General features: G+C 71.2%; 24 protein-coding genes. 10 read left to right on the forward strand and 14 right to left on the reverse strand.

Features of this window, described 5'->3' with window-relative positions:
* Positions 1 to 345: 345 nt before the first annotated feature.
* Complete coding sequence (locus ACFQVC_RS18810; RefSeq protein ID WP_381831614.1) at positions 346 to 888, reverse strand: hypothetical protein; 543 nt, start codon at positions 886 to 888, stop codon at positions 346 to 348.
* An 11-nt stretch (positions 889 to 899) separates the two neighbouring features.
* On the reverse strand, positions 900 to 1,457 hold the full coding sequence (locus ACFQVC_RS18815; protein ID WP_381831615.1) for a hypothetical protein: 558 nt from the start codon (positions 1,455 to 1,457) through the stop codon (positions 900 to 902).
* Between the two features lie 246 nt (positions 1,458 to 1,703).
* Between ACFQVC_RS18815 and ACFQVC_RS18820 the strand changes: the two genes are divergently transcribed.
* Positions 1,704 to 2,273: a hypothetical protein gene (locus ACFQVC_RS18820; protein WP_381831616.1), complete on the forward strand. Its 570-nt coding sequence runs from the start codon at positions 1,704 to 1,706 to the stop codon at positions 2,271 to 2,273.
* Between the two features lie 203 nt (positions 2,274 to 2,476).
* Here ACFQVC_RS18820 and afsK read toward each other — a convergent pair whose 3' ends face one another.
* Positions 2,477 to 4,981, reverse strand: a complete 2,505-nt coding sequence (gene afsK, locus ACFQVC_RS18825; protein WP_381831617.1) for a protein serine/threonine kinase AfsK — start codon at positions 4,979 to 4,981, stop codon at positions 2,477 to 2,479.
* A 302-nt stretch (positions 4,982 to 5,283) separates the two neighbouring features.
* Entirely contained in the window at positions 5,284 to 6,138 is an 855-nt protein-coding gene (gene kbpA, locus ACFQVC_RS18830; RefSeq protein WP_381831618.1) for an AfsK-binding protein KbpA, read from the reverse strand.
* A 200-nt stretch (positions 6,139 to 6,338) separates the two neighbouring features.
* Here kbpA and ACFQVC_RS18835 point away from each other — a divergent pair, with 200 nt between their 5' ends.
* Complete coding sequence (locus ACFQVC_RS18835) at positions 6,339 to 6,986, forward strand: TetR family transcriptional regulator (RefSeq protein WP_381831619.1); 648 nt, start codon at positions 6,339 to 6,341, stop codon at positions 6,984 to 6,986.
* A 149-nt stretch (positions 6,987 to 7,135) separates the two neighbouring features.
* On the opposite strand, the gene ACFQVC_RS18840 is transcribed toward ACFQVC_RS18835, so the two are convergent.
* Together ACFQVC_RS18840 and ACFQVC_RS18845 are read right to left on the reverse strand one after the other, a co-directional pair.
* Positions 7,136 to 7,615 (reverse strand): nitroreductase family deazaflavin-dependent oxidoreductase, encoded by a 480-nt coding sequence (locus tag ACFQVC_RS18840; RefSeq protein WP_381831620.1) that lies wholly within the window; start codon positions 7,613 to 7,615, stop codon positions 7,136 to 7,138.
* Positions 7,615 to 8,805: an acyl-CoA dehydrogenase family protein gene (locus tag ACFQVC_RS18845; RefSeq protein ID WP_381831621.1), complete on the reverse strand. Its 1,191-nt coding sequence runs from the start codon at positions 8,803 to 8,805 to the stop codon at positions 7,615 to 7,617. Before ACFQVC_RS18845 ends, ACFQVC_RS18840 begins: the two co-directional genes overlap by 1 nt.
* Before the next feature lie 162 nt (positions 8,806 to 8,967).
* Between ACFQVC_RS18845 and ACFQVC_RS18850 the strand changes: the two genes are divergently transcribed.
* The 3 genes from ACFQVC_RS18850 (at position 8,968) to ACFQVC_RS18860 (ending at position 11,415) form a co-directional block, all read left to right on the forward strand.
* Positions 8,968 to 10,179, forward strand: coding sequence for a thiolase C-terminal domain-containing protein (locus tag ACFQVC_RS18850; protein WP_381831622.1), 1,212 nt, complete (start codon positions 8,968 to 8,970; stop codon positions 10,177 to 10,179).
* A 112-nt stretch (positions 10,180 to 10,291) separates the two neighbouring features.
* Complete coding sequence (locus tag ACFQVC_RS18855; RefSeq protein ID WP_381831623.1) at positions 10,292 to 10,717, forward strand: pyridoxamine 5'-phosphate oxidase family protein; 426 nt, start codon at positions 10,292 to 10,294, stop codon at positions 10,715 to 10,717.
* Between the two features lie 20 nt (positions 10,718 to 10,737).
* Positions 10,738 to 11,415: a pyridoxine/pyridoxamine 5'-phosphate oxidase gene (locus tag ACFQVC_RS18860; RefSeq protein WP_381831624.1), complete on the forward strand. Its 678-nt coding sequence runs from the start codon at positions 10,738 to 10,740 to the stop codon at positions 11,413 to 11,415.
* Here ACFQVC_RS18860 and ACFQVC_RS18865 read toward each other — a convergent pair.
* The 3 genes from ACFQVC_RS18865 to ACFQVC_RS18875 are packed head-to-tail and all read right to left on the reverse strand — an operon-like array spanning position 11,393 to position 13,343.
* Positions 11,393 to 12,292 (reverse strand): GNAT family N-acetyltransferase, encoded by a 900-nt coding sequence (locus ACFQVC_RS18865; protein ID WP_381831625.1) that lies wholly within the window; start codon positions 12,290 to 12,292, stop codon positions 11,393 to 11,395. The two genes, ACFQVC_RS18860 and ACFQVC_RS18865, sit on opposite strands and share 23 nt — an antisense overlap.
* Positions 12,289 to 12,876, reverse strand: a complete 588-nt coding sequence (locus ACFQVC_RS18870; protein ID WP_381831626.1) for a GNAT family N-acetyltransferase — start codon at positions 12,874 to 12,876, stop codon at positions 12,289 to 12,291. The genes ACFQVC_RS18865 and ACFQVC_RS18870 overlap by 4 nt, the downstream gene beginning before the upstream one ends.
* Positions 12,873 to 13,343 (reverse strand): Zn-ribbon domain-containing OB-fold protein, encoded by a 471-nt coding sequence (locus ACFQVC_RS18875; RefSeq protein ID WP_381831627.1) that lies wholly within the window; start codon positions 13,341 to 13,343, stop codon positions 12,873 to 12,875. Before ACFQVC_RS18875 ends, ACFQVC_RS18870 begins: the two co-directional genes overlap by 4 nt.
* 189 nt (positions 13,344 to 13,532) lie before the next feature.
* Between ACFQVC_RS18875 and ACFQVC_RS18880 the strand changes: the two genes are divergently transcribed.
* From ACFQVC_RS18880 to ACFQVC_RS18895, 4 genes are all read left to right on the forward strand, one after another.
* The gene (locus tag ACFQVC_RS18880; protein WP_381831628.1) at positions 13,533 to 14,705 is read left to right on the forward strand and encodes a flavin-containing monooxygenase; all 1,173 of its coding nucleotides are present in this window, start codon (positions 13,533 to 13,535) and stop codon (positions 14,703 to 14,705) included.
* A gap of 267 nt (positions 14,706 to 14,972) precedes the next feature.
* A complete protein-coding gene (locus tag ACFQVC_RS18885) occupies positions 14,973 to 17,210 on the forward strand; it encodes an acetate--CoA ligase family protein (protein WP_381831629.1) in 2,238 nt (745 codons plus the stop codon).
* Positions 17,211 to 17,253: 43 nt separating this feature from the next.
* Complete coding sequence (locus ACFQVC_RS18890; RefSeq protein WP_381831630.1) at positions 17,254 to 18,048, forward strand: enoyl-CoA hydratase/isomerase family protein; 795 nt, start codon at positions 17,254 to 17,256, stop codon at positions 18,046 to 18,048.
* Between the two features lie 193 nt (positions 18,049 to 18,241).
* On the forward strand, positions 18,242 to 18,832 hold the full coding sequence (locus tag ACFQVC_RS18895; RefSeq protein WP_381831782.1) for a flavin reductase family protein: 591 nt from the start codon (positions 18,242 to 18,244) through the stop codon (positions 18,830 to 18,832).
* Between the two features lie 85 nt (positions 18,833 to 18,917).
* Here ACFQVC_RS18895 and ACFQVC_RS18900 read toward each other — a convergent pair whose 3' ends face one another.
* The 5 genes from ACFQVC_RS18900 to ACFQVC_RS18920 all read right to left on the reverse strand — a co-directional run bounded on the left by ACFQVC_RS18900 (position 18,918) and on the right by ACFQVC_RS18920 (position 22,362).
* Positions 18,918 to 19,253, reverse strand: coding sequence for a hypothetical protein (locus tag ACFQVC_RS18900; protein WP_381831631.1), 336 nt, complete (start codon positions 19,251 to 19,253; stop codon positions 18,918 to 18,920).
* Positions 19,250 to 19,390 (reverse strand): hypothetical protein, encoded by a 141-nt coding sequence (locus tag ACFQVC_RS18905; RefSeq protein ID WP_381831632.1) that lies wholly within the window; start codon positions 19,388 to 19,390, stop codon positions 19,250 to 19,252. Before ACFQVC_RS18905 ends, ACFQVC_RS18900 begins: the two co-directional genes overlap by 4 nt.
* Before the next feature lie 354 nt (positions 19,391 to 19,744).
* On the reverse strand, positions 19,745 to 20,515 hold the full coding sequence (locus tag ACFQVC_RS18910) for a GntR family transcriptional regulator (protein WP_381831633.1): 771 nt from the start codon (positions 20,513 to 20,515) through the stop codon (positions 19,745 to 19,747).
* A gap of 54 nt (positions 20,516 to 20,569) precedes the next feature.
* Positions 20,570 to 20,989, reverse strand: coding sequence for a TIGR03668 family PPOX class F420-dependent oxidoreductase (locus ACFQVC_RS18915; RefSeq protein ID WP_381831634.1), 420 nt, complete (start codon positions 20,987 to 20,989; stop codon positions 20,570 to 20,572).
* A gap of 56 nt (positions 20,990 to 21,045) precedes the next feature.
* Positions 21,046 to 22,362, reverse strand: a complete 1,317-nt coding sequence (locus ACFQVC_RS18920) for an MFS transporter (RefSeq protein WP_381831635.1) — start codon at positions 22,360 to 22,362, stop codon at positions 21,046 to 21,048.
* A gap of 71 nt (positions 22,363 to 22,433) precedes the next feature.
* Here ACFQVC_RS18920 and ACFQVC_RS18925 point away from each other — a divergent pair, with 71 nt between their 5' ends.
* Positions 22,434 to 23,432, forward strand: coding sequence for a GlxA family transcriptional regulator (locus ACFQVC_RS18925; protein ID WP_381831636.1), 999 nt, complete (start codon positions 22,434 to 22,436; stop codon positions 23,430 to 23,432).
* Positions 23,433 to 23,603 lie beyond the last annotated feature (171 nt).

Here is a 23,603-nt window from a genome sequence, read left to right on the forward strand (position 1 = left end):
GAGCCCGAGGGCCGGAGGCCGGAGGCCGGAGGCCGGGGCCTGGATCCCGGAGCCGGAAGCCCCGGAGCCCGTGGGCCGGAGGCCGAGGGCCGGGGACCGGATCCCACAGCCCGGAGACCGTGGGCCGGAGGCCGAGGGCCGGGGACCGGATCCCACAGCCCGGAGGCCGGGGGCCGGAGGCCGGATGCCACAGCCCGGAGGCCGGAGGCCAGATCCCGGAGCCCGAGGGCCGGAGGCCGCGGACCGGAGCCCGCAGCCCGGAGGCCGGAGGCCGGAGGGCCGAGCCCGGGGCCGAGCCCGGAGCCGGGGGCCGAGCCCGGGGCCCGAGGCCGGGGGCCAATCGTCTTACAGGGACGGGATCTTGGTGACGGTGTTGACCTCGCAGCGGCCCTGCAGGGACGCCATGTCGCTGTGGAAGACCGAGTCGTCGACCGTGCCGTCGTAGGACTGCCCCGCGGCCACGTCGTCGGCGTCGAGCATGGCGCTGCCGACCATCGCTCCGGCGGAGTCCTTGAATACGAGGGTGCCGCTGTAGGAGGCGGAACCCGTGGAGTCGCCGTTGGTGACGGTGTACTTCCAGGTGATCTTGCCCTCGGTGCTGCTCAGGGAGTCGATCACACAGTCCGTGATCCGGACGTCCTGCTCGGCCGGTGTGGTGGGACCGCCGGTCGGGGTGCCGGTCGAACTGCCGCCGGTGGACACCTCGTAGTCGTCGTCGTTGTCGTAGTCGCTCGAACCGCCGGAGGTGTAGGAGCCGCCCGACGAGCTGCTCGAACTCGAGCTGTCGTGGTCGTCACAGCCACCACCGCTGCCGCCGCGGCGGGCGCCGGTCAGGGCGACGACGACCACCGCGGCCACGGCCACGGCACGCACATGGCGCAGCTTCATGACCCGTCCCCTCAGCCCGCGGTGCGGACGACGTCGTGCAGCTTGCAGGTGATCTTGGTGAGGTCCTCGCCGGGCTCGGCGACGTACTGCGCCGTGGAGCTCTGGGTGTCACTGCTGCCCGCGGTGACGAAGGGGAGCGAGGTGTTGGCGGTGCGCAGGACCTGGCCGTCGGGGCCGGTGAAGGTGACCTTGTACTGGTAGTCGTACGTCTGGTCCGAGTTGTTGGTGGCGCGGACGATGGCGCGGATGCCGTACGTGTCGGTGTACTCGCAGGACTCGATCTTCAGATCGCGGATCGCCTTGTTCTTGCCGCCACCGCCGACGCCGCCGATGCTGGTGCCGCTGCTGCTGCCACCGGTGCTGGAGCCGGAGTCACCGCCGGAGATACCGCCCGAGGTGTCGTCCTTGCCGACGTCGTCCTGGCCGCCCGAGGTGGAGCCGCTGCTGCTGCTTCCGCCGCTGCTGCCGGAGCTGTTGTCGCAACCACCGCCGGAAGAGCCGCGGGCGCCGGTCAGGGCCACGATGGCGATACCGAAGACGGCTATTGCGCGGGCATGACGAAGCTTCACTGCTGTTCCCCCGTGGTGTGTGCGTGTGCCTGTACGTGTGCTTGTGCGCGCGTGGGCATGCGTGTGCACGCACGCGTACGTCGCCCCGTCCTTGACGGGCACACGACACCCTAGCAGCGGCCGGCGACGGCTTTACCCTGCCTTTATGCGGGGTCACCGGGGGCCGTCCGTCGCCGCGTGGCGCCGTCCGCCTACCGGGCGTAGCGTCTTGATCGAGAGCCCCCTTTGTGGCTTGGAGGTCAACCGATGATGCGCACCGTGCGTAACGTGATCGGCTCGATCCTCGCTCTCGCCGGAGCGACGGCCGCCGTCTGGAGCCCCTTCCGTGCCTGGTACGACGGCCGTCACGGGCGTGACTACCGCATCGACGAACTGTTCTCGGGCGCCGGTGTCACCGACGCCGGGGCGCAGCTGTTCGGCTCGCTGTTCCTGCCGTTCGCGTTCGCGGCCCTGGTGACGCTGATCGGCGTCGTGCTGCGCTCGCGGCTCCTCATCGCTCTGGCCGGAGTGATCGTGCTCGGCTTCACCGTGCTGTGGATGGTGCGCGTGGGCCAGGCCGAGGGGTCCATGACGGTGGACGGCGACGGGAACGGGCTTGATGTCGGGGCGGGCAATGCGTTTGTAGGCGGGGCGGTTCTGTTGCTGGCTGCGTTGCTGATGGCGGGGCGGGCGCGGCGGCCCCGGGCTCCGGAGCGTGAGCCCGAGCCCTACGAGGACCCTTCGGTCCCCACCTTGGACGGCATGCCGTCACCTCCGGACGCCCCGTCCTCCGAGGCGGCCCCGCCCGCGTGGCAGCGCCCACCGCAGCAGCATTGAGATTTCCCCACCCCGCCCCTTCCCGAAAGTCCTCAAGCGCCGGACGGGCTGATTTATCAGCCCGTCCGGCGCTTGAGGACATCTTTGCGGCCGTCCGCAGGACTTTCGGGAAGGGGCGGGGTGGGGAAAGAGCCCGCCGCAGGCGCATGACCGAGCCCTCCCGCAGGGGGCGTGACCAGGCACGGCTCAAGCGCGCCGGAGACCTACCGGGACGAGCCCGTTCCCTTCACCGCGTCGAGCGCGTACACGCAGCGGTCCTTGCTGCAGGCGTACACCACTCCGCCCTGCGCCACGGGCGACCCCGTGATCTCGCCGCCGGTGGCGAGTTTCCAGCGGAGCTGGCCGCCGACCGCGTCGAGTGTGTAGAGGCAGTGGTCGGCGGAGCCGAAGTGGATACGGCCCTCCGCGGCGACCGGGGAGCCGACGACCTCGCCGCCCGCCTGGAAGCGCCACTTGGGCGTGCCGGTGACCGCGTCCAGGGTGTAGAGGCCGTTGCCGCTGCCCACGTGGACATGGCCGCCCGTGACCAGGACCGGTTCGATCGAGGACCGGGACTCCGTCGCGATCCGCCAGCGGTCGCGGCCGTCCGCGGCGTCGAGGGCGTAGACCGTGCCGAGGTAGTCGGCGAGGTACACACCGCCGCCGGTCACCGCGGGCCCCGGCGCGAAGGCCGGCGGGGACAGGAAGACGGCCGGCGCCTCGAAGTGCCAGCGGACCTGGCCGGAGGCGATGTCGAGGGCCAACACCCTTGTCCCCGCGGCCACATAGACATAGCCGTCGTCAGCGGGCGTGACCCGGATCGGCACACCGCCGCAGGACGCCGCGTCACCGATGGGGTACGACCAGCGCTCGGCGCCGGTGCGGGCCTCGAGGGCGCGAAGCCGGGCGTCCTGCCACACGTACACCGTGCCGTCCTGGATGACGGGACCGGCCTCGGGCGTCTCGAAGTCGGTCTGGGCGCCGGTGATCTCCCACAGCTTCTCGCCGTTGGCGGCCTCCATGGCCTGGACGCCGCCGCCACGGCTCGCGGTGACGACCGTGCCGCGGTCCGCCCTGAGCGCGTACACCCAGGCATCGGTCTGCCGGCGCCACAGGTCGGAGCCGTCCGCGCTGTCCAGGGCGTAGAGCGTGGGGCCGTCGGAGGCGTGGATACGGCCGTCCTTGACCGCCATCGACCAGGCCACGTCGCGGGTCTTGAACTGCCGCCGCCCGCTGGCCACATCGAGGGCGTGCACCTCGAAGGACGTGACGTAGACACGGTCGCCCGCGACATGCGGGGTGCCCCACACGTCGTTGGACATCCGGAACCGCCAGGGCCGCCAGGGCGCGTCACCGGGCGGCTGCGCCATCGGCGGCACCTCGGGCGGCTTGGGCGGAAGCACCCCGTTGGCGTGCCCGGAGCCCGCGGCGCCGGACATCACGGCGCCCGGTGAATCGCGTACCCAGGACTCGTTGAGCCCGTCGGGCACCGCCGTCTGCTCGGCCATCGCGCGGGCCTCGGCGACCCGCGGCCCCGGCCCGATCGGCACCGGGGCGCCGGGCAGCCGCACGGGCCCCGAGTCGGGCCGGGCGGGGTCGGACGCCGGGCCCGCTCCCATCCGCAGGCCGCCCTGCAGGTCCGCTGCCCAGCCGCCGTCCTGGGAAAGGGCGGGCCCCGGTGACATCCGCGGGGCACCGGTGGCGGGGCCGACGGAGGCCGGGGGCCGGGCGGGCGCCTGGGGCAGGAGCGGCGGTGCGGCGTGCGAAGGGGGTTGTGCGGCCCCCTTGCCGCCGCTGCGTCCCGTACCGGAACCGGACGGCTTGACGGGCGGGCGGCCGCCCCTGCGGCTCTCGATCAGCGCGACCGCACGCTCCGGCAGCCAGGCCGAGGCGGTACCGCTGTCGTCGGAGCCGGAGGAGAACAGATGCGGGGCGAGCTGCGCCTGCAGATCGGCGGGGCTCGGCCGCATCGCGGCCTCCATGTGCATACAGGTCTGCATCAGCGGGCGCAGCTCGTCGGGCAGGCCCTCCAGGTCGGGGCCTTCGCGCAGCAGCATGAAGACCGTCTCGACCGGGTTGGCGCCGTGGAAGGGCGCATGCCCGGTGGCGGCGAAGACAAGGGTCGAGCCGAGCGAGAAGACATCGCTGGCGCCGGTGACGCTGCGGGAGTCCTTGGCCTGCTCCGGCGACATGTACGCGGGTGTGCCGACCGCGACGTTCGTCATGGTCAGACGCGTGTTGGAGACCCCCGACGCGATCCCGAAGTCGATCACGCGCGGGCCGTCCTCGACGACGAGGACATTGGACGGCTTCAGGTCGCGGTGGACCAGGCCCGCGCCGTGGATCGACTGCAGCGCCTCGGCCACTCCGGCCGCGAGCCAGCGCACCGCCTGGGCCGGCAGCGGCCCGCACTCGTTCACTATTTCTTCGAGTGACGGCGCCGGTACGTAGGCGGTGGCGAGCCAGGGCACGGCCGCGCGGGGGTCGGCGTCGACGACGGCCGCGGTGTAGAAACCGGAGACGGCGCGGGCCGCCTCCACCTCACGCGTGAAGCGGACGCGGAACAGCTGGTCCTCGGCGAGCTCCGTCCTGACCGTCTTGATCGCCACCCGCCGGCCCGAGGCCGAGCGTGCGAGATAGACAAGCCCCATGCCGCCGGCACCGAGCCGGCCAAGCACCTCGAACGGCCCGATCCGCCTCGGATCGTGCTGCGTCAGCTGCTCCACCACTTGCCTGCCACCTCCCCGTACGAGACCGCGACGTATCGCGTACGTGCCGCGTACGTGCCGCTCTTCGCCGGCGTACGTACAAACCGAGTGTGCGTACCGCTTCTGGTCAGCGTCTCACCACGGAGCCGCGGCGGCGGCACGCACCCTGATTCTTCCTGGACGGGGCGACGGTTGCGAACCCGGGGGCGGATCGGGATGTCTCGCTCAAGCGGTGACGTACCGGGGTGAAAGCCCACGGCGGAAGGAGCCTGCACCCGGCCCGGAGCGGACCGCCGACGTTCCGGCCGATACCGCCCGGACCATCACTGACCTGCGGTTTCCTCCCGATCCGCGCCCTCGGGCGGGTTCTGCGGCGGATCCTGGAGTACGGCGAAGACGGCGCCCTGGTTGTCCACCAGAACGGCCATCCTTCCGTACGGAATGTCGAAGGGTTCCGTACGCAGGCGGCCGCCGAGGCGCTGGGCGGCGGCGGCCACGGCGTCACAGTCGGCGACGTTGAAGTACACCAGGAAGTGGGCCGGCATCTCGGCCGGGAAGGCGCCCGAGACGAGGGAGCGGCCGCCGATCGCGGTGTCGGGGCCCGGCGCGGTGCCGGCCGGCGACCAGGTGCGGAAGTCGACGCCCGCGTCCGCCAGGTCGCTGCCCGCGTACCCGAAGACCGATTCGTAGAAGGGGTCCACGAGGTCCTTGTCGCGGGAGTAGACCTCGGTCCAGCAGAAGGAGTCCGGGGCGCCCTTCTTCTCGAAGCCGGACTGGGTGCCCGCCTGCCAGAGGCCGAAGACGGCGCCCTCGGGGTCGGCGGCGAGCGCCATGGTGCCGAAGTGACCGACGGGCACCGGGTCGGTGACCAGCTGTCCGCCCGCGTCCTTGATCTTCTTCGCGAGGGCGTAGGCGTCCGGGGTGGCGAAGTACACGTTCCACACCGTGGGCATCCGGCCGTCCTGCTTGGGGGCGAGCGCCGCGACGGCCCTGCCCTCGCTGTACGCCTGGGCGTAACGGCCGAACTCGGGGCCCGCGCCCTCGTCGAAGGTCCAGCCGAAGAGCCCGCCGTAGAAGCGCTTGCCCGCTTCCACATCGGGGAGCAGCGCGTCCACCCAGCAGGGGACGCCGTGCGCGTATCCGCCCTGTGCGGGTCCGGCAGCCGCTGTGTCAGCCATGGACTCAACGTAATGGCGTGGCACGTTCCGCGCAGGAAAACGAATCGAACGCGTGATCAATTACGAGGTTGTCCGGATTCCGTGGCGCAGATCGGCCGCCCCGGGTCGGGTACTGCGCAACAACTGCCGCCTCCGGGCCCACCCGCCCCATTTGCAGTCGGCCGAATCGCGCTCCGATCACCCCTCGGTAAGCTGACGGCATGACAGGACAGGTACGTACCGTCGACGGCCGCGTTGCCGGACGGCGCGGTCAGGCGACGCGTCAGAAGTTGCTCGACTGCCTCAGTGAGATGCTCAGTTCTTCGCCCTACCGCGACGTCAAGGTCATCGACGTGGCCCGGAAAGCGGGCACTTCGCCCGCGACCTTCTATCAGTACTTCCCCGACGTCGAGGGCGCCGTCCTCGAGATCGCCGAGCAAATGGCCACGGAGGGCGCCGGGTTGACGGATGTCCTCGCCGAGCGCTCCTGGGTCGGCAAGTCCGGCTGGCTTGCCGCGCAGGAACTGGTCGACGGCTTCCTCGATTTCTGGCGCAAGAACGACGCGATCCTGCGCGTGGTCGATCTGGGCGCGGCCGAGGGCGACAAGCGCTTCTACAAGATCCGCATGAAGATCCTGAACTCCGTGACCAACTCCCTTACGGACACGGTCAAGGACCTGCAGTCCAAGGGGAAGGTCGACAAGGACGTCAACGCCGCGGCGATGGCGGGCTCCCTGGTCGCGATGCTGGCCGCGGTGGCGTCGCATCAGAAGGGGTTCCAGACGTGGGGCGTGAAGCAGGCTGAACTCAAGCCGAATCTGGCGCTGTTGGTGCACCTGGGCATCACCGGCAAGAAGCCGACGAAGTAGCGGCGAGGGAATCCTTGCCCGAACCGTCCTGTCATGCAGGCGGCGGACCGCGCTGAGCGATCCGCCGCCTGCGGCATTTTCCCCCGCCCCTTCCCGAAGTCCTGCGGACGGCCTCAAAGATGTCCTCAAGCGCCGGACGGGCTGATTCGTCAGCCCGCCCGGCGTTCCAGGCGGAACAGCCGGATCTGCCGGTCCACCCGGGCTTGATAACTCGCGTACGGCGGCCAGAACTTGAGGGCCGCCTCCCAGGCGGCGTCCCGTTCCGGGCCCTTGAGCAGCCGGGCACGGACCGGAATGTCCGAACCCTTCCAGCTGATCTCCACCTCGGGATGAGCCAGCAGATTCGCCGTCCACGCCGGGTGACCGGGACGGCCGAAGTTGGAGCCGATCAGGACCCAGGTGCCGGAGTCGGGCTCCGGCATGCACGCCAGCGGCGTACGCCGGGGCAGACCGCTCTTCGCGCCGCGAGCCGTGAGGACCACCCCGGGCAGCATCTGCGCGCTGAGCAGCACCTTGCCGCGCGTCAGCCGGTGCACCACACGGTCCATCGCGGGAATGAAGTGCGGGGCGACCTTCGCGAAGGCACGGGTCGACGAGACCTTCTGCACCATGCGCAGTCCCGGGGGCATCAGACGGCCACTTCCTCGCGTACGAACAGTCCCGCGCCGTCCGCCGCGTGTGCCCGCAGCCGGTGCACGGGGCCGAAGAGCAGCTCGTCGCCCGCCGCCCGCTTGAAGTACAGATGCGCGTCGTGCTCCCAGGTGAAACCGATCCCGCCGTGCAGCTGGACGGCCTCCGCTGCGGCGGTACGCAACGCCTCCAGTGCCTGGGCGAGGGCGAGCGCGCCGGCCCGCTCCGTGCCGGCGGCGGCCGCCCACGCCGCGTAGTAGGCCGCCGAGCGCGCGGCCTGCACGGCCACGTACACATCCGCGAGGCGGTGCTTGACCGCCTGGAAGGAGCCGATGGCGCGGCCGAACTGTTCCCGCTGCTTGACGTATTCGACGGTCTTCGCGAGGGCCGCGTCGGCCGCGCCCACCGCCTCCGCCGCGAGCACGGCGGCCGCCGCGTCACCGGTGGTGGCGAGGGCATCGGTGACGGCCTGGAAGTCATCGGCCCCCAGCAACTCGGCCGGTGCGTCGCGCAGTTCGATCCGGGCCTGGGGGCGGGTCTCGTCGAGGGAGGTCTGGCGTACCGCCGCGACTCCGGCGGCGTCCGCGCGTACGACGAAGAGCAGAGTGCGGGAGCGGGCGAAGCCGCCGGTGTGCGCGGCGACCACGAACAGTCCGGCGCTGTGCCCGTCGAGCACCTGCTCGGCCTGCCCGTACAGCCGCCAGCCCTCCTCGTCGCACTTGGCCTGCACCCCTCCCGCGCGCCCGCCGCCCGCCCAGTCCCCCGCGATGTCGCCCGCCAGGCCGAGGGCGGTGGCGAGGGCCGTGCCGGGCACGGCGAGTGCGGCGGTGAGCTCACCGGCGGCCAGCGGCGGAAGCAGGGCGCGGCGCTGTTCGTCGGTGCCGAGGCGCAGGATCAGCGGGGTGGCCAGGGCGCTGCTCGCGAGCAGTGGGCCCGGCGCCAGGGCGCGACCCAACTCCTCGCAGGCCAGGGCGAGTTCTGTCACGGTGCAGCCGACCCCGCCGTACTCGTCGGGAAGCGCGAGCCCCGGCAGGCCCAGCTGTCCCGCCAGGGTCTGCCAGAGCGCGGGGTCGTATCCCGCGGTGGTGCGCACGGCGGCCTTGACCTCGTCGGGGCCGCAGCGTTTGGCGATGAGTTCGCGCAGGGTGCGGCGGATCTCGTCCTGCTCCGCGGTGAAGGCGGCGTCCATCGGCAGGCTCCTCCCCTGGGCGGTGGGCACGGCACCCGCCGCCGATCTGACGGGCCGTCATGTTAGGGCGACGGGAGCCAGATGCACAGGGGTCGGCACGGGCGGGCGCGAACCCGTCCGGAGCCTGCCGCCCTCCGCCGTATCTGATGTACCGTCAGATTCATGTCACAAGGCTCACCTTCAGTCTCGTCACCAGGCTCACCTTCAGTCTCGCCGTCGCGCCGCGTCGCCGTCGCCGGTGTCGCCCTCTCGGACTGCGGCAAGGTCGACGACGCCACCCCCTACGCCCTGCACGCCCAGGCCGCCCGGCGGGCCCTCGCCGACTCCGGGCTCGACCGGAGCGTGATCGACGGCTTCGCGTCGGCCGGGCTCGGCATCCTCGCGCCGGTCGAGGTCGCCGAGTATCTGGGCCTCAAACCGACCTGGGTCGACTCGACCTCCGTGGGCGGCTCCACCTGGGAGGTGATGGCGGCACACGCGGCCGAGGCCATCGCCGCGGGCCACGCCAAGGCCGTACTCCTCGTCTACGGATCGACCGCGCGCGCCGACATCAAGGCGAAGCGGCGTACGTCCAATCTGTCGTTCGGCGCCCGCGGCCCCCTGCAGTTCGAGGTTCCCTACGGGCACACCCTGATCTCGAAGTACGCCATGGCCGCGCGCCGCCATATGCATCAATACGGCACCACCATCGAGCAGTTGGCCGAGGTCGCCGTGCAGGCGCGGGCCAACGCGGCCCACAACCCCGACGCCATGTTCCGCGCGCCGGTCACGGTCGACGAGGTGCTCGCCGGGCCGATGATCGCCGATCCGTTCACCAAGCTGCACTGCTGTATCCGCAGCGACGGGGGCGCCGCCGTCCTCCTGGTGGCCGAGGAGCTCGTCGCCGACTGCGCCAAGGAGCCGGTGTGGGTGCTCGGTTCGGGCGAGCACATATCCCACACCACCATGTCCGAGTGGGAGGACTTCACGGTGTCACCGGCGGCGGTGAGCGGACGGATCGCCTTCGAGCGGGCCGGGGTGCGCCCGGACGAGATCGACCTCGCCGAGATCTATGACGCCTTCACGTATATGACCCTGGTGACCCTTGAGGACCTGGGGTTCTGCGCCAAGGGCGAGGGCGGCGCCTTTGTGGAGAAGGGGCGGCTCACTCTCACCGGTGAGCTGCCGGTGAACACGGACGGCGGCGGCCTCTCGGCCCAACACCCTGGCATGCGCGGTCTGTTCCTCCTGGTGGAGGCGGTACGGCAGCTACGCGGCGAGGCGGGCGAAGGGCAGGTGCGCAAGGCGGGCGGACGGCTGCCCGAGCTCGCGGTGGCCTCGGGCACGGGCGGCTGGTTCTGCTCCTCGGGCACGGTGGTCCTGGGGCGGGGCTGAGGGCGGGGCCGAAGGGGTGAACTCCGCGTTCTCGCGGAATACGGCGGGCGCACGGGCGGGTTGAGGGCACTGCAGACGACGACATCGCCCGCACCGACGAGGGAGACATCCCATGGCCTTGACCCGTGAAGAACGTGAGCAGTTCCTCGCCGAGCCGCACATCGGCGCACTCGCCGTGGACGCGGGCGAGGGACGCGGGCCGCTCACCCTGCCGATCTGGTACCAGTACACACCCGGGGGCGATCTGTGGGTGATGACAGGACCCGACACCAAGAAGGGCAAGCTGATCAGGGCGGCGGGCCGCTTCTCACTGATGGTGGAGCGGGTCGACCCCAGCATCCGGTATGTCTCCGTGGAGGGCCCCGTCGTACGCACCGAACCGGGGACGGAGGAGCGGCTGCGGGAGTTGTGCGAGCGCTACCTCCCGGCCGACAAGGTGGACGCCTACGTCGCGTACTCGCTGAAGGATCACGGTGAGCAGGCGATCTTCCATCTGCGCCCCGAGCACTGGTACTCGGCGGACTTGGGTGCGGTCTGAACCTCCCGCACAATCACTCCATGAACGACGCGAGTGACGGTTTCCACGCCATCCTGAGGTCACAGCGGGTCTGGGACATCGAGCTGCCCGCCTTCGACCCGCTGACGGCGCCCCCCGCCCCGACGGCCCTGTTCCACCAGTGGTTCGCCGAGGCCGTGGCGGCGGGCCAGGCCGAGCCGCACACCATGCAGCTGGCCACCGTGGACGAGGACGGCGGGCCCGATGTGCGCACCCTGATGCTGCACGGCGCGGCCGGTGACAGCTGGCAGTTCGCCTCGCACGCCACCAGCCGCAAGGGCCGCCAGCTCGCCGCCCGCCCCCGGGCCGCCCTGCACTTCTACTGGCCGGCCTGCGGGCGGCAGATCCGGATCAGGGGCCGCGTCACGGCGGAGCCGCCCGCCGCCGCCCGGGACGATCTGCACGCCCGCTCGACCGGTGCGCTCGCGGCGGCCCTGGTCGGCCACCAGAGCGAACCCCTCGTATCCCAGGAGGAGTTGGCGCACGCGTCGGCCGCCGCCTGGAAGCGGGCCCAGGCCGAGCCGGACGCGGACGTGCCGTCCTGGACGCTGTACACGCTGGCCGCCGACGAGGCGGAGTTCTTCCAGGGCGACGAACGGCGCCGCCACGTGCGCCTGGCCTACCGTCGCGAGCCCGGGGCCCCCGGTGACGGCTGGGTCACTCAGCTGCTGTGGCCGTGAACGCGTACTGCGTGAAGTCGCGTACGGGTCGGTAGCCGACGCGCTGGTAGAGGCCGTTGCTCGTGGGGTTGGCGAGGTCGGTGAAGAGCAGCACCTCGTCGGCACCGGCCGCCCGCGCCGCCCGGCTGATCTCGGCGGTCACGGCGGCCGCGTAGCCACGGCCGCGCAGCTCGCGCGGGGTGTAGACGGGGGCGATCCGGATCTGGCCCGCGACCGGCCGGGTGCAGCCCGCGAACGCGACGGGGGTGTACGCCCCGGGCTCGTCGCTGTCCTCGTCCTCGACCTCCCAGAGCATGATCCCGCTGTAGGAGAGCCGGGCGTCCGCCCAGTCGGCCGGGTCCATGCCCGTATCGGCGCCGACGGACTGCTTGAACTCCGTGTACCAGCGCATCACCAGGCCGCGGTCGGCGCGGGTGGCGATCCGGGCCCGGCCGGGCGGGGCCGGCATGGGCGGGGTGAGCATCTCCAGGCGGTACAGGCACTGGTTCGTCTCCACCTCGGCGACGGCACCGGTCTGCTCGCTCCACGCCGCGGCGAAGGCCTCGGCGGTCGTGTGCTCGCCGCCGACCCCGGAGAGATCCTGGTCGGAGAGGTGCCCGGCGAGCGCGGCGGCCGCTCCGGCGGGCAGCGGGCTGAGCATCACATGGTGCGTCGGCGTCCACACGAAGGCCCCGATGACCGTGCCGCCCGAGTCCGTGAAGTCACCGAACAGCGGCGCCCTGTCGCCGTACACGTGGAGCCCGCGGGTGCGCAGGGTGTCCGTGACGGTGAGGAGCGCGGTGTGCGTGACCGGATCGGAGTCCAGGAAGCCGGCGGCACGCCCGGTGAAGACCTCGGGGTCGCCGGTGAAGTGCCAGCCGGGGGCGGGGTTGTTCATGATCCTGGAGGGTACGTCAACGCCGGTCCGTCGGTGGCGAGTCGGGCGTGAAGATGGCCATCGCCCGAGGTCCCGTCGTTGTTGTAGTGCGCGCCGCGCAGCGTTCCCTCGTATACGAAGCCGCACCGCTCGGCGACCCGGCAGGAAGCCGCGTTCCCGACGGCGTGATCGAGGGCGAGGCGGTGCAGGCCGATGCCGAAGCTCCAGTCGGCGACCAGGGCCAGGCCGCGGCTCGCGACATGGCGGCCACGGGCCTCGGGCAGCACCCAGTAGCCCACTGTGGCCGAACGGTTGGGCCAGTAGGGCGAGTTGAGGGTCACATTGCCGAGCACCGCGCCCGTCGTGGCGTCGGTGACGCAGTACGCGGCGGAGTCGCCCTCGTACCAGAGGTGGGCGCGGTCGCGCAGCGCCTCCTGGGCCGCGGCGAGGTCGTCGAGCTGACGGAGCGGGTTGTTCCAGGCCCGGAACTCCGGGTCGGACACCCCCCGCAGAAAAGCCTGGGCATCGGTGACCGAGCCCTCGTCCCAGGGGCGCAGGAGCAGCCCGCCCCCGCGCAGTTCCGCTCTCGGCAGCCGGTTCGTCACCCGGCCATTGAACCCTGCGGCCGGAAGACCGGCACGTCGATTTCGCCCTCGTCGCCGCTCCCCTGCCCGCTCCCGTGCCCGCCTTCCCGCCGGAACGTGACGGTGAGCTCCATGCCGATCCGCAGCTCGTCCTCGGGGCACTCCACCACCTCGGTCATCATCCGGGGCCCCTCGGCGAGGTCGACGACGGCGGCGACATAGGGCGTCCGCGTCCCGAAGGGCGGCAGGTCGTTGCGGTGCACGACGGACCAGGTGTAGAGGCGCGCACGCCCCTCGGCCCGCTCCCAGGCCACGTCCTCGCTCCAGCAGTACGGGCAGAACTCTCGCGGGTAGTGGTGCGCGCGGGCACAGTCCCGGCAGCGGCGGATCAGCAGCAGGCCCTCGGCGGCGGCGTCCCAGTAGGGCCGGGTGAAGACGTCGACGTCGGGGAGGTCGAACCGTACGGAGGAGGAAGGGGTGGCCGGCACAGGAGGAGTCCCATCGCGTTGTCGGGCGACCAAATATCTGACGGTACGTCAGTTCAGCGGATGGGGTGGCCGTGCGCAAGGGGCGGGACTCGACCCACGGGCCCCCACGGAACGCTCTGTGATCGATTCGTAACCGGTTTCAGTCTTGACCGCGACCAATCAAGAACGGGGTTCATTACGCTCCCGACCATGGTTTCCGAGACGTCCCCCCACCCGCACCACCCCCAGGCGGACCGCCCCGTGTACGTCATCGGCGGCGGGCCCGGCGGACTCGCCGCCGCGGCCGCGCTGCGCGCACGGGGCGTACGGGCCGTCGTGCTGGAGAAGGCGGAGTCCGTCGGGGCGTCCTGGCACCACCACTACGACCGGCTGCGCCTGCACACCACCCGGCGGCTCTCCGCGCTGCCGGGCCTTGCGATGCCACGCTCCTTCGGGCGCTGGGTGTCACGTGACAACGTCGTGCGCTATCTGGAGAAGTACGCCGACCACCACGAGCTCGAGATCGTGACCGGGGTCGAGGTCACCCGGGTCGACCGCGCCCCCGACGGCCACGGCTGGCTCCTGCACGCCAGCGGCGGCCGCGAGCTGACCGGCTCGGCGGTGGTGATCGCCACCGGCTACAACCACACCCCGCACCTGCCCGACTGGCCGGGACGCGGGCGCTTTTCGGGCAAGTTGCTGCACGCGTCCGAGTATCGCGACGCGGCCCCCTTCGCCGGGCGTGACGTCCTCGTCGTGGGCGTCGGCAACACCGGGGCGGAGATCGCCGTCGACCTCGTCGAGGGCGGGGCGTCCCAGGTGCGGATCGCGGTGCGCACACCCCCGCACCTGGTGCGCCGCTCGACCGCGGGCTGGCCCGCCCAGCTCTCCGGCATCCTGTGCCGGCGCCTGCCCGTGGCGCTCGTCGACCGGCTCTCCCGGCCACTGGCCCGGATCAGCGTCCCCGACCTGTCGGAACACGGTCTGCCGCGCCCCGAGACCGGTCTCTACTCACGGGTCAAGGAAGGGGCGATCCCGGTGCAGGACGTGGGCCTGATCGACGCGGTCCAGAAGGGGCGGGTGACACCCGTGGCGGCGGTGGAGTCCTTCGAGGGCGACAAGGTGACCCTCGCCGACGGCACCCTGATCTCGCCCGAGGTGGTCATCGCGGCGACGGGATACGCACGAGGGCTCGAAGGTCTGCTCGGCCACCTGGACGTCCTCGACGACCGGGGCCACCCGTCCGCACGGGGCGCCCGCACCCCGGCGAACGCGCCCGGCCTCTTCTTCACCGGTTTCACGAATCCGATCAGCGGAATGCTGCGAGAGATGCGGATCGACGCGGAGCGGATAGCGAGGGTGCTGGCGAAGTCGCTCACGTAGCGGCGTATGAGTCGCTTGCGTGCGGTGCACGAGTCGCGTACGTGGCGGTGCACGAGTCGCGTACGTGGCGGTGCACGAGTCGCTGCTCGCAGCGGCGTATGAGTCACCGGCGCGACGGCGTACAAGTCGCCCAAGTGGTCCGGCGTTCCGGGTTTCCCGCCCTTTTCCTGCGCACAACGGTTCCTGACGCAGCGTCAGTTCAGTAATCTGACTATGCGTCAGTTCCGTTGACCGTTACACAGGCACTTCAGGAGGCGGGCGTCAGCGATGCTTGGATCCACCCACGGCACCCTCACCACCGACTCCCGCCCCGCCCGCGTGGTGGCCTGCGGCGAGCGCCCCGCACCGGCCGTGCACAGCAGCACGGCCGGGCCCGACAGCACGAGCGCCGACCTCGATGTGAGCGGCCGGCCGCTGCACGCCGACGTACCCGACCTGGACCGGTTCTTCCGTCCCGAGTCCGTGGCCGTCGTCGGCGCGTCCGACGCCGAAGGGCGTCCCAACACCGGTATCACCCGGCAGCTGATGGCCTGGGCCGAGCGGGTCGGCGCCCGGATCCACCCGGTGCACCCCACCCGCGAGTCCGTCTTCGGCCTGCCCTGCGTGCCGTCCGTCACGGACCTGCCCGAGCAGGTCGATCTGGCCGTGCTTCTCGTCGGCGATCCGCTGCCCGTGATCGAGGAACTCGCCGAGGCCAAGGTGAAGTTCGCGGTCGCCTTCGCCTCCGGGTTCGCCGAGACCGGGCAGGAGGGCGCCGCCGCGCAGGCCCGGCTCGCCGCCGCCGTGGAACGCTCCGGCATCCGGCTGCTCGGGCCCAATACCAACCTCAACGCCTTCGAGAAGTTCCGCGAGGACCTCGAAGGACCGGCGATCGCCCTGATCACCCAGTCGGGACACCAGGGCCGCCCCGTCTTCACGCTGCAGGAACTCGGCATCCGGCTCTCCCACTGGGCGCCGACCGGCAACGAGGCCGACCTGGAGACCGCCGACTTCCTCTCCTACTTCGCCGACCAGCCGGAGGTCGGCGCCATCGCCTGCTACGTGGAAGGGCTCAAGGACGGCCGTTCCTTCCTGCTCGCCGCCGACCACGCCGCCCGGCGCGGGGTGCCCGTCGTCGCCGTCAAGGTGGGCCGCACCGAGACCGGCGCCCGTATGGCCGCCTCGCACACCGGCAAGCTGACCGGCGCCGACGGCGTCGTGGACGCGGCGATGCGGCAGTTCGGGGTGATCCGGGTGGACGGCCTGGACGAACTCCAGGACACCGCCGCCCTGTTGGCACGGGCCCGCACCCCGCAGGCCGAAGGTGTCGTCGTCTACTCGATCTCCGGCGGCACGGGTGCGCACTTCTCGGACCTTGCCACCGAGGCGGGCCTGAGCCTGCCCACGCTCTCCGAGGCCAAGCAGGCCGAACTGCACCAGTGGATACCCGAGTACCTGAACGTCGCGAACCCCGTCGACAACGGCGGGCACCCGGTGGGCGACTGGCGCGGCCGGAAGATCATCGACGCGATCCTGGACGACCCGGACGTGGGCGTCCTCATCTGCCCCATCACCGGCCCGTTCCCGCCCATGAGCGACAAGCTGGCGCAGGACCTGGTGGACGCGGCGGAGCGCACGGACAAGCTGGTGTGCGTGGTGTGGGGCTCACCGGTGGGCACGGAGGACGCGTACCGCAGCACGCTCCTCGGCTCCTCGCGCGTCGCCACCTTCCGTACTTTCGCCAACTGCATCACCGCCGTCCGCGCCCACCTGGACCACCACCGCTTCACCTCCGGCTACCACTCCCCCTTCGCCGACGCGCCCCGCTCGCCCTCGCCGTCCTTCCGCAAGGCACAGGCCCTGATGCGGCCGGGGCAGCAGCTGAGCGAGCACGCGGCGAAGCAGCTCCTGCGCGCGTACGGCATCAGGGTGCCCAGGGAACAGCTGGTCACCAGCGCCGCGGCGGCCGTGCGGGCGGCGGGCCTGGTCGGCTATCCCGTGGTGATGAAGGCCTCCGGCGCACAGCTCGGCCACAAGACCGAACTCGGCCTGGTCAAGGTCGGGTTGACCTCGGCGAGCCAGGTACGTGACGCCTACCGCGAGCTGACCGACATCGCCCGCTACGAGGGCATCGACCTCGACGGCGTACTGGTCTGCCAGATGATCGAGCCCGGCGTCGAGATGGTCGTCGGCGTCACCCATGACTCCCTCTTCGGCCCGACGGTGACGGTCGGCCTCGGCGGGGTCCTGGTGGAAGTCCTCCAGGACGCGGCCGTACGCGTACCGCCCTTCGGCGAGGACCAGGCACGCGCGATGCTCACGGAACTGCGCGGCCGGGCACTCCTCGACGGCGTACGGGGGCGGCCGCCGGCGGATGTGGACGCGCTGGTGGAGGTGGTGCTCAGGATCCAGCGGATGGCACTCGAACTCGGCGACGACCTGGCGGAGTTGGACATCAACCCGCTGATGGTGCTGCCGAGGGGGCAGGGGGCGGTGGCACTGGACGCGCTGGCGGTGTGCCGCTGAGGCGTCGACCACTCTTCCCGTCCTCTCTCCCCCTGGAGCTCAAGTGGCTGTCACGGACGAAGTACTCCACACCCTCACCCACCAGGTCAGCTGGATCACCCTCAACCGTCCGGAGGCGATGAACGCCCTCACCTGGGACCAGCGGGAGCACATCATCTCGCTGCTCGCCGAGGCCTCCGCGGACCCGGACGTCCGCGCCGTCGTCATCACGGCGACCGGCAAGGGCTTCTGCGCGGGCGCGGACCTACGGGGCGGGCCGGCCGCGCGGGAACGAGTGCCCGGCGATGTGGCCCGCACCATCAGGCAGGGGGCGCAGCGTTTAGTCGCGGCGATCCTCGACTGCGAGAAGCCCGTGATCGCCGCGGTGAACGGCACGGCGGCCGGCATCGGCGCGCATCTGGCCTTCGCCTGCGACCTCGTACTCGCGGCCGAGGAGGCGAAGTTCATCGAGGTGTTCGTACGCCGTGGGCTCGTACCGGACGGAGGCGGCGCGTATCTGCTGCCGCGGCTCATCGGGCCGCAGCGCGCCAAGGAGCTGATGTTCTTCGGGGACGCGGTGCGGGCGGACGACGCGGAGCGCCTGGGTCTGGTCAACAGGGTCGTACCGGCGGGCGAGTTGGAGAAGACGGCACGGGAGTGGGCGGAGCGCCTGGCCCAGGGCCCGACGCGCGCCCTGGCCATGACCAAGCAGCTCGTCAACGCCTCTCTGGACGCGGACCGGGCGACGGCGTTCGCGGCGGAGGCGACGGCGCAGGAGATCAACATGACGACGGCGGACGCGAACGAGGGGGTGGCGAGCTTCGTGGAGCGCCGCACGCCGTCGTACAAGGGAAGGTGAAGGCCGTCGTACAAGGGAAGGTGAAGGCCGTCGTACAAGGGAAGGTGAAGGCCGTCGTACAAGGGAAGGTGAAGGCCGTCGTACAAGGGAAGGTGAAGGCCGTCGTACAAGGGAAGGGAAAGGCGAGCCCTCACGGCCCTTCCAATCTGACGGAGCGTCAGCTTCAATGAGTGGCGTGATGGGACACGCAGGGATGGCCGCGACAGCCGTCCGATACCTCAGGTCCGTCGGCGCCGCCACGGTCGCCGAACCCGCGCCCGCGCACCCCAGGCCGGATCTGCGCGCGGTCGGCGACGACGAGCGCGCACCGCTCGACCCGGGTGAATTCCGCCGCGTACTGGGCCACTTCGCCTCCGGCGTCACGGTCATCACGGCCGCGGACGAGGACGGCCCTGCCGGTTTCGCCTGCCAGTCCTTCGCCTCGCTCTCGCTCGACCCGCCTCTGATCGCTTTCATGGTCGCGCGTACGTCGACGACCTGGCCGCGGATCGCCCGCGCGGGCGCGTTCTGCGTGAACATCCTGGGCGCGGCCCAGGGCGAGCTGTGCCGTGGCTTCGCGGTCAGCGGCGCGGACAAGTTCGCGGGCGTCACCCACGAGCCCTCCCCCGTCTCCGGCGCCCCCCGTCTCACCGGCGTCCCCGCCTGGCTCGACTGCACGATCCACGCGGTCCACACCGGCGGCGACCACCTGATCGTGGTGGGCCGGGTGAACGCGCTTGACGCCACGGCGGAGGGGGAACCGCTGCTGTTCCATCAGGGACGGTTCGGCCGGTTCACGGGCTGAGCGCTCGCCCGGTCCACGGCAGCGCCCGCCCCCTCGGGCCGCAACGGGCAGGGAACGCCCCTCTCGCCCCTGCGGACGATGCCGCTCACAACACCGCCCCACCCCCGCCGTCCGGTTCATCCTCGTCAAGGTCGCTGTCGGGCACGGGTAGCCTCGCCCCTCTGCTCTCCGCGACACGGTGTACGTCGCGCAGTGCCTCGTTCGCGCGGGCCAGAGCAAAGCGCAGCTGTTCCGCAGTGGGATTCCGGTCGGTGAGCAAGTCGGCGATGTGGGCCATCAGTTCACCTGCCATACCGAGCTGAACGGCCTCGACGTTGTCCGCGAGCCGGGACAGATACCCCCTCCCGTCCCCGGACAGGAAACACGGCTTGCCCGCCGCGCTCGTCCACGGCAGAAGCCGCGCGCTGTCCGAAGGGCTCACGACGCCGCCACCTCCACCCCGTGGATGCGGCGCGGCCCGAGGTAGACCCCGTGCACCGCGAACCACAGGGCTCGCCGCCGCGCCCGCTGCCGCCGCGCTTCCTCGCGCCGCTCGTGTGCCGCCAGGTACGGACGCACGAGGGGGCTGTCCTCGCCACGCAGCGGGGCCTCCCAGGACAAGGGAACGCGCAGCCGTTCCGTGGCCGGTTCTGCACAACGCGGGCCGACCGCCCGGTGACGGCCTCTGGGGGGCAAGCACTTGCGGAGCAGCACTCCGAGGAACTGGGCGATACCGTGGTTCATGTCGTCAACCTCCTGGGGTTGCCGGCCACGCCCCCGGACCGTCGCCACGGTCGCGGGGGTCTCTTTCTGATCACAGCAACTTGCCTATGCAAGTTGGCTCCACGATACGGAGATAGACTTGTATATGCAAGTGACCGAAGCCAAAAAGAAGGGCCAACCCGGCGGGCCGGCCCTTGACGTGACAGGTCGTCAGGGAATGTCGATCGCATACTGGAAGACGTGCCGGTCGCACGGAATCCGCGAGTCGAGGACTTCAACGACCGTGCCACTGGACGTATAAGCCGTGCGCAGCACCCTGGCCACGGGGACGCCCGGCGGAATCGCCAGTGCCTCGGTCTCGTAGGGCACGGGCATCCGGATGTCGAGATCCTCCACGAACCGAGTGATCCGCTCACCGATCGGCCCACGGGGGTCCTCGATCAGCGCACTGACCCCGCCGCGGATGCGATGGACGCGCTCAAGGGCCGTGCCCGCGAAGACACTTGCCTCGTAGTAGCCGTCGACGAGTTGCATCGGTTCCTCGTCGACGCAGAAGACCCGGCGGCGAACGAGTACCGGGACACCCTCCTCCAGCCCCAGTCGGTCGGCCACCTCAGGAGGAGCGGGCACCGTCTCGACGGACAAGATCTTCTGTTGGGGCTTGAGGTCCTGCGCCGCCGCTTCGGCGTTGAAGTTGCTGACCCCACTGTCGCGACGTGCGCGGAAGTTGGCACCAGTCGTGAGCATACGGACGTTGGGGCGCGGCCGGACGATCGAGGGCTTGCCCTGCGAACTCAGCACCAGGCCCTCGGCCTTGAGGAGAGCGATGCCCTTGTTCACCGTCGCGCGGGTGGTCCCGTAACGGTCCTTGAGACTGTTCTCGGAGGGGAGCTTCGCTCCGGGCCGCAGTTCTCCCGCCAGAATCCCCTCGCGCAGATCGTCGGCGATCCGCTGATAGAGAGGGCGAGCGTCGTCCGTCATGAGGCCACCTCTACTTGTCTATGCAAGCAAGCATAGAGTGTGCCATCGACCGCATCATCCAGTGAACGACCACCCTGTCCACTGAACAACCTTGACCGCGACCACCGGGCCCTGGGGGGCCTGCTCGCGGTACTGGTGGTACTTGCGGCAGAGCGACTCGACAGGATCTTCGCGGCGAGCCGCGTCCTGCCAGATCTCAGCGTGGCCGTCCGCCCGGGCCCACCAGAGCTGTTCCCAGTCGTCGTCGTAGTGGTCGACCAGGAGAGCGACCCGCTCATTGTCCCGAATGTTTCGGAGCCTCCGCAGGTTCCAGGTGTTCTTGGGCTTGTGGTCGATGGCGAAGTAGAGCTCATCCGCACGGACCGCGAACGTGACGGGAACCAAATGAGGTGTCCCCTCAGCGCTCACCGTGGCCAATCGAGCAACCGACGCCCCCGCGAAGAGTTCACGAGCTTTCTCGGGGCCCATCTTCATTCCCCAGACGGTACCCACCCGTGGGCCCCTGCTGCAGGTCCCTTGCCTCGACCCGCCTACACCGCCCCAGCCCCCCGTTCCCGTACCCGCCGAATGACCAGCGCCATCAGCGCCGCCGCGGCGCACAGCGCGCCCGAGGCGTACCAGACCACGTCGTACGAGCCGAAGACATCGCGGGCGAGGCCGCCGAGGAAGGCGACCAGTGCCGCGCCCACCTGGTGCGAGGCGAGGACCCAGCCGAAGACGATGGCCGAGTCGTCGCCGTAGTGCTCACGGCACAGGGCGAGGGTGGGTGGGACCGTGGCGACCCAGTCGAGGCCGTAGAAGACGATGAAGAACAGCATCGGCGGGCGGACGTCGGGCGCGAGCAGCATCGGCAGGAAGAGGAGCGAGACACCGCGCAGGGCGTAGTACACGGCGAGCAGCCTGCGGGCGTCGAAGCGGTCGGTGAGCCAGCCGGAGAAGATCGTGCCGATGACGTCGAAGACACCGATGACGGCGAGCAGCGACGCGGCGGCCGTGATCGGCATGCCGTGGTCGTGCGCCGCGGGCACGAAGTGGGTCTGGATCAGGCCGTTCGTCGACGCTCCGCAGATCGCGAAGGTGCCCGCCAGGAGCCAGAAGGGCCCCGTCTTCGCGGCCGAGAAGAGGACCTTCACCGTGCGCCGGGCGGCACCCTGCACCGGCGGCGGCTTCGGGATGAACTCCGCCGCACCGTACGGCGCGAGACCCACATCCGCCGGGTGGTCACGGAGCAGCAGCCAGACGAACGGGACGACGGCGAGCGCGGTGAGGGCCACCGTGATCGCGGCCGGGCGCCAGCCATGGCCCTCGACCATCCAGGAGAGCAGCGGCAGGAAGATCAGCTGCCCCGACGCGCTCGCGGCGGTCAGGATGCCGGTGACCAGGCCGCGGCGCGCGGTGAACCAGCGGTTGGTGACCGTCGCGGCGAACGCGAGCGCCATCGAGCCCGAGCCGAGGCCGACCAGGAAGCCCCAGTAGAGGATCAGCTGCCAGGCGGCCGTCATGGTCACGGCGAGCCCGGAGCCGAGCGCGATCACCGTGAGGGCGACGGCCACGACCCGACGGATGCCGAAGCGGTCCATCAGCGCGGCGGCGAACGGCGCCGTCAGGCCGTACAGCGCGAGATTCACCGACACCGCGAAGCCGATCGTGCCGCGCGACCACTCGAACTCCTCGTGCAGCGGGTCGATCAGCAGACCCGGCAGGGAGCGGAAGGCGGCGGCGCCGATGATCGTCACAAAGGCGACGGCGGCGACGTACCAGGCACGGTGGATCCTTCGCCGTGAAGGGGCGGGGCGCGGGCCGGACGGGGATTCCGGGGAGGCGGCGGGCTGCGTTGTCTGCGTCACGCACCACAGCCTGCAGGCCGCGATCATGACAAACGAGTGGCCCGAAAGACAGTATTCGCTACGATCGGGCCATGGCCCGATCCAGCACACCGCCCCGCCGCCACCGCGTGCTCGTCCTCGCCCTCGACGGCCTGCTCCCCTTCGAACTCGGCATCCCGCACCGGATCTTCGACCGCGCCAAGGATTCCGAGGGATTCAAGCTGTACGAGACGGCCACCTGCTCGATCCGGCCACCGGGCCCGGTGCGCACCGACGCCGACTTCTCGATCCTCGTCGAGCACGGCCCCGAGGCCCTGGCCACGGCGGACACGGTGGTCGTGCCTGCCTCGTACGAACTCGGCCCGGTCTACGAAGAGGGCCGCCTCACCGACGAACTGGCCGCCGCCCTGGCCCATATCCGCCCCGGCACCCGGCTGGTCTCCATCTGCACGGGCGGCTACGTCCTGGCGGCGGCCGGGTACCTGGACGGGCGCCCCGCGACCACGCACTGGTCGTCGGCCGAGCACTTCCAGCGCCTCTTCCCCACCGTCAAGGTCGACGCGGACGTCCTCTTCATCGACGACGGCGACGTCCTGACCTCCGCCGGGGTCGCCGCAGGCATCGACCTGTGCGTGCACATCGTGCGCCGCGACCACGGCACGGCCGTCGCCAACGAGGTGGCCCGCCGCACCGTCGTCCCGCCGCACCGTGACGGAGGCCAGGCCCAGTTCATCCAACGCCCCGTCCCCGAGCCCCAGTTGGCCACCACGACGGCCGCGCGTGCCTGGGCGCTCGGCCGGCTGCACGAACCGCTGCAGCTGCGCGACATGGCCGAGCAGGAGGCGATGTCGGTACGCACCTTCACGCGCCGCTTCCGCGAGGAGGTCGGTGTCAGCCCCGGCCAGTGGCTCACCCAGCAGCGCATCGAGCGGGCCCGGCACCTCCTGGAGTCCACGGAACTGTCCATGGACCAGGTGGCGCGGGACGCCGGCTTCGGCACGGCGCAGTCCATGCGCCAGCATCTGCAGTCAGCTCTGGGTGTCACTCCGACCGCTTACCGGCGCACTTTCCGCGCGGGTGCGGAGGCTTGAAACGGACATAGCCCAACGCCCCTTCGGGGCCCAACGGACCCGCTCAGCACCGGCTAAGCGCTCCGCGGGAAGTCCGGTGCATCATCTGCGGGTGCGTCGTGGCCGGTCGCTCCCCCAAGCTCTCGGCTCCGCTCGAGCAGGGGGGACCCCCATCGCGGCGGAGCCGCATAT

The sequence above is a fragment of the Streptomyces monticola genome, assembly GCF_042665355.1.
Lineage (GTDB): Bacteria > Actinomycetota > Actinomycetes > Streptomycetales > Streptomycetaceae > Streptomyces > Streptomyces monticola.

Bases quoted from the DNA above. Each gene is read 5' to 3' on its own strand.
- ACFQVC_RS18865 (WP_381831625.1), bottom strand. From the start codon at position 12,292: ATGAACAACCCCGCCCCCGGCTGGCACTTCACCGGCGACCCCGAGGTC.
- ACFQVC_RS18820 (WP_381831616.1), top strand. From the start codon at position 1,704: ATGATGCGCACCGTGCGTAACGTGATCGGCTCGATCCTCGCTCTCGCC.
- ACFQVC_RS18840 (WP_381831620.1), bottom strand. From the start codon at position 7,615: ATGCCCCCGGGACTGCGCATGGTGCAGAAGGTCTCGTCGACCCGTGCC.
- ACFQVC_RS18910 (WP_381831633.1), bottom strand. From the start codon at position 20,515: ATGACGGACGACGCTCGCCCTCTCTATCAGCGGATCGCCGACGATCTG.
- ACFQVC_RS18915 (WP_381831634.1), bottom strand. From the start codon at position 20,989: ATGAAGATGGGCCCCGAGAAAGCTCGTGAACTCTTCGCGGGGGCGTCG.
- ACFQVC_RS18855 (WP_381831623.1), top strand. From the start codon at position 10,292: ATGGCCTTGACCCGTGAAGAACGTGAGCAGTTCCTCGCCGAGCCGCAC.
- ACFQVC_RS18850 (WP_381831622.1), top strand. From the start codon at position 8,968: ATGTCACAAGGCTCACCTTCAGTCTCGTCACCAGGCTCACCTTCAGTC.
- ACFQVC_RS18845 (WP_381831621.1), bottom strand. From the start codon at position 8,805: ATGGACGCCGCCTTCACCGCGGAGCAGGACGAGATCCGCCGCACCCTG.
- ACFQVC_RS18895 (WP_381831782.1), top strand. From the start codon at position 18,242: ATGGCCGCGACAGCCGTCCGATACCTCAGGTCCGTCGGCGCCGCCACG.
- ACFQVC_RS18925 (WP_381831636.1), top strand. From the start codon at position 22,434: ATGGCCCGATCCAGCACACCGCCCCGCCGCCACCGCGTGCTCGTCCTC.
- ACFQVC_RS18835 (WP_381831619.1), top strand. From the start codon at position 6,339: ATGACAGGACAGGTACGTACCGTCGACGGCCGCGTTGCCGGACGGCGC.
- ACFQVC_RS18810 (WP_381831614.1), bottom strand. From the start codon at position 888: ATGAAGCTGCGCCATGTGCGTGCCGTGGCCGTGGCCGCGGTGGTCGTC.
- kbpA (WP_381831618.1), bottom strand. From the start codon at position 6,138: ATGGCTGACACAGCGGCTGCCGGACCCGCACAGGGCGGATACGCGCAC.
- ACFQVC_RS18860 (WP_381831624.1), top strand. From the start codon at position 10,738: ATGAACGACGCGAGTGACGGTTTCCACGCCATCCTGAGGTCACAGCGG.
- ACFQVC_RS18880 (WP_381831628.1), top strand. From the start codon at position 13,533: ATGGTTTCCGAGACGTCCCCCCACCCGCACCACCCCCAGGCGGACCGC.
- ACFQVC_RS18885 (WP_381831629.1), top strand. From the start codon at position 14,973: ATGCTTGGATCCACCCACGGCACCCTCACCACCGACTCCCGCCCCGCC.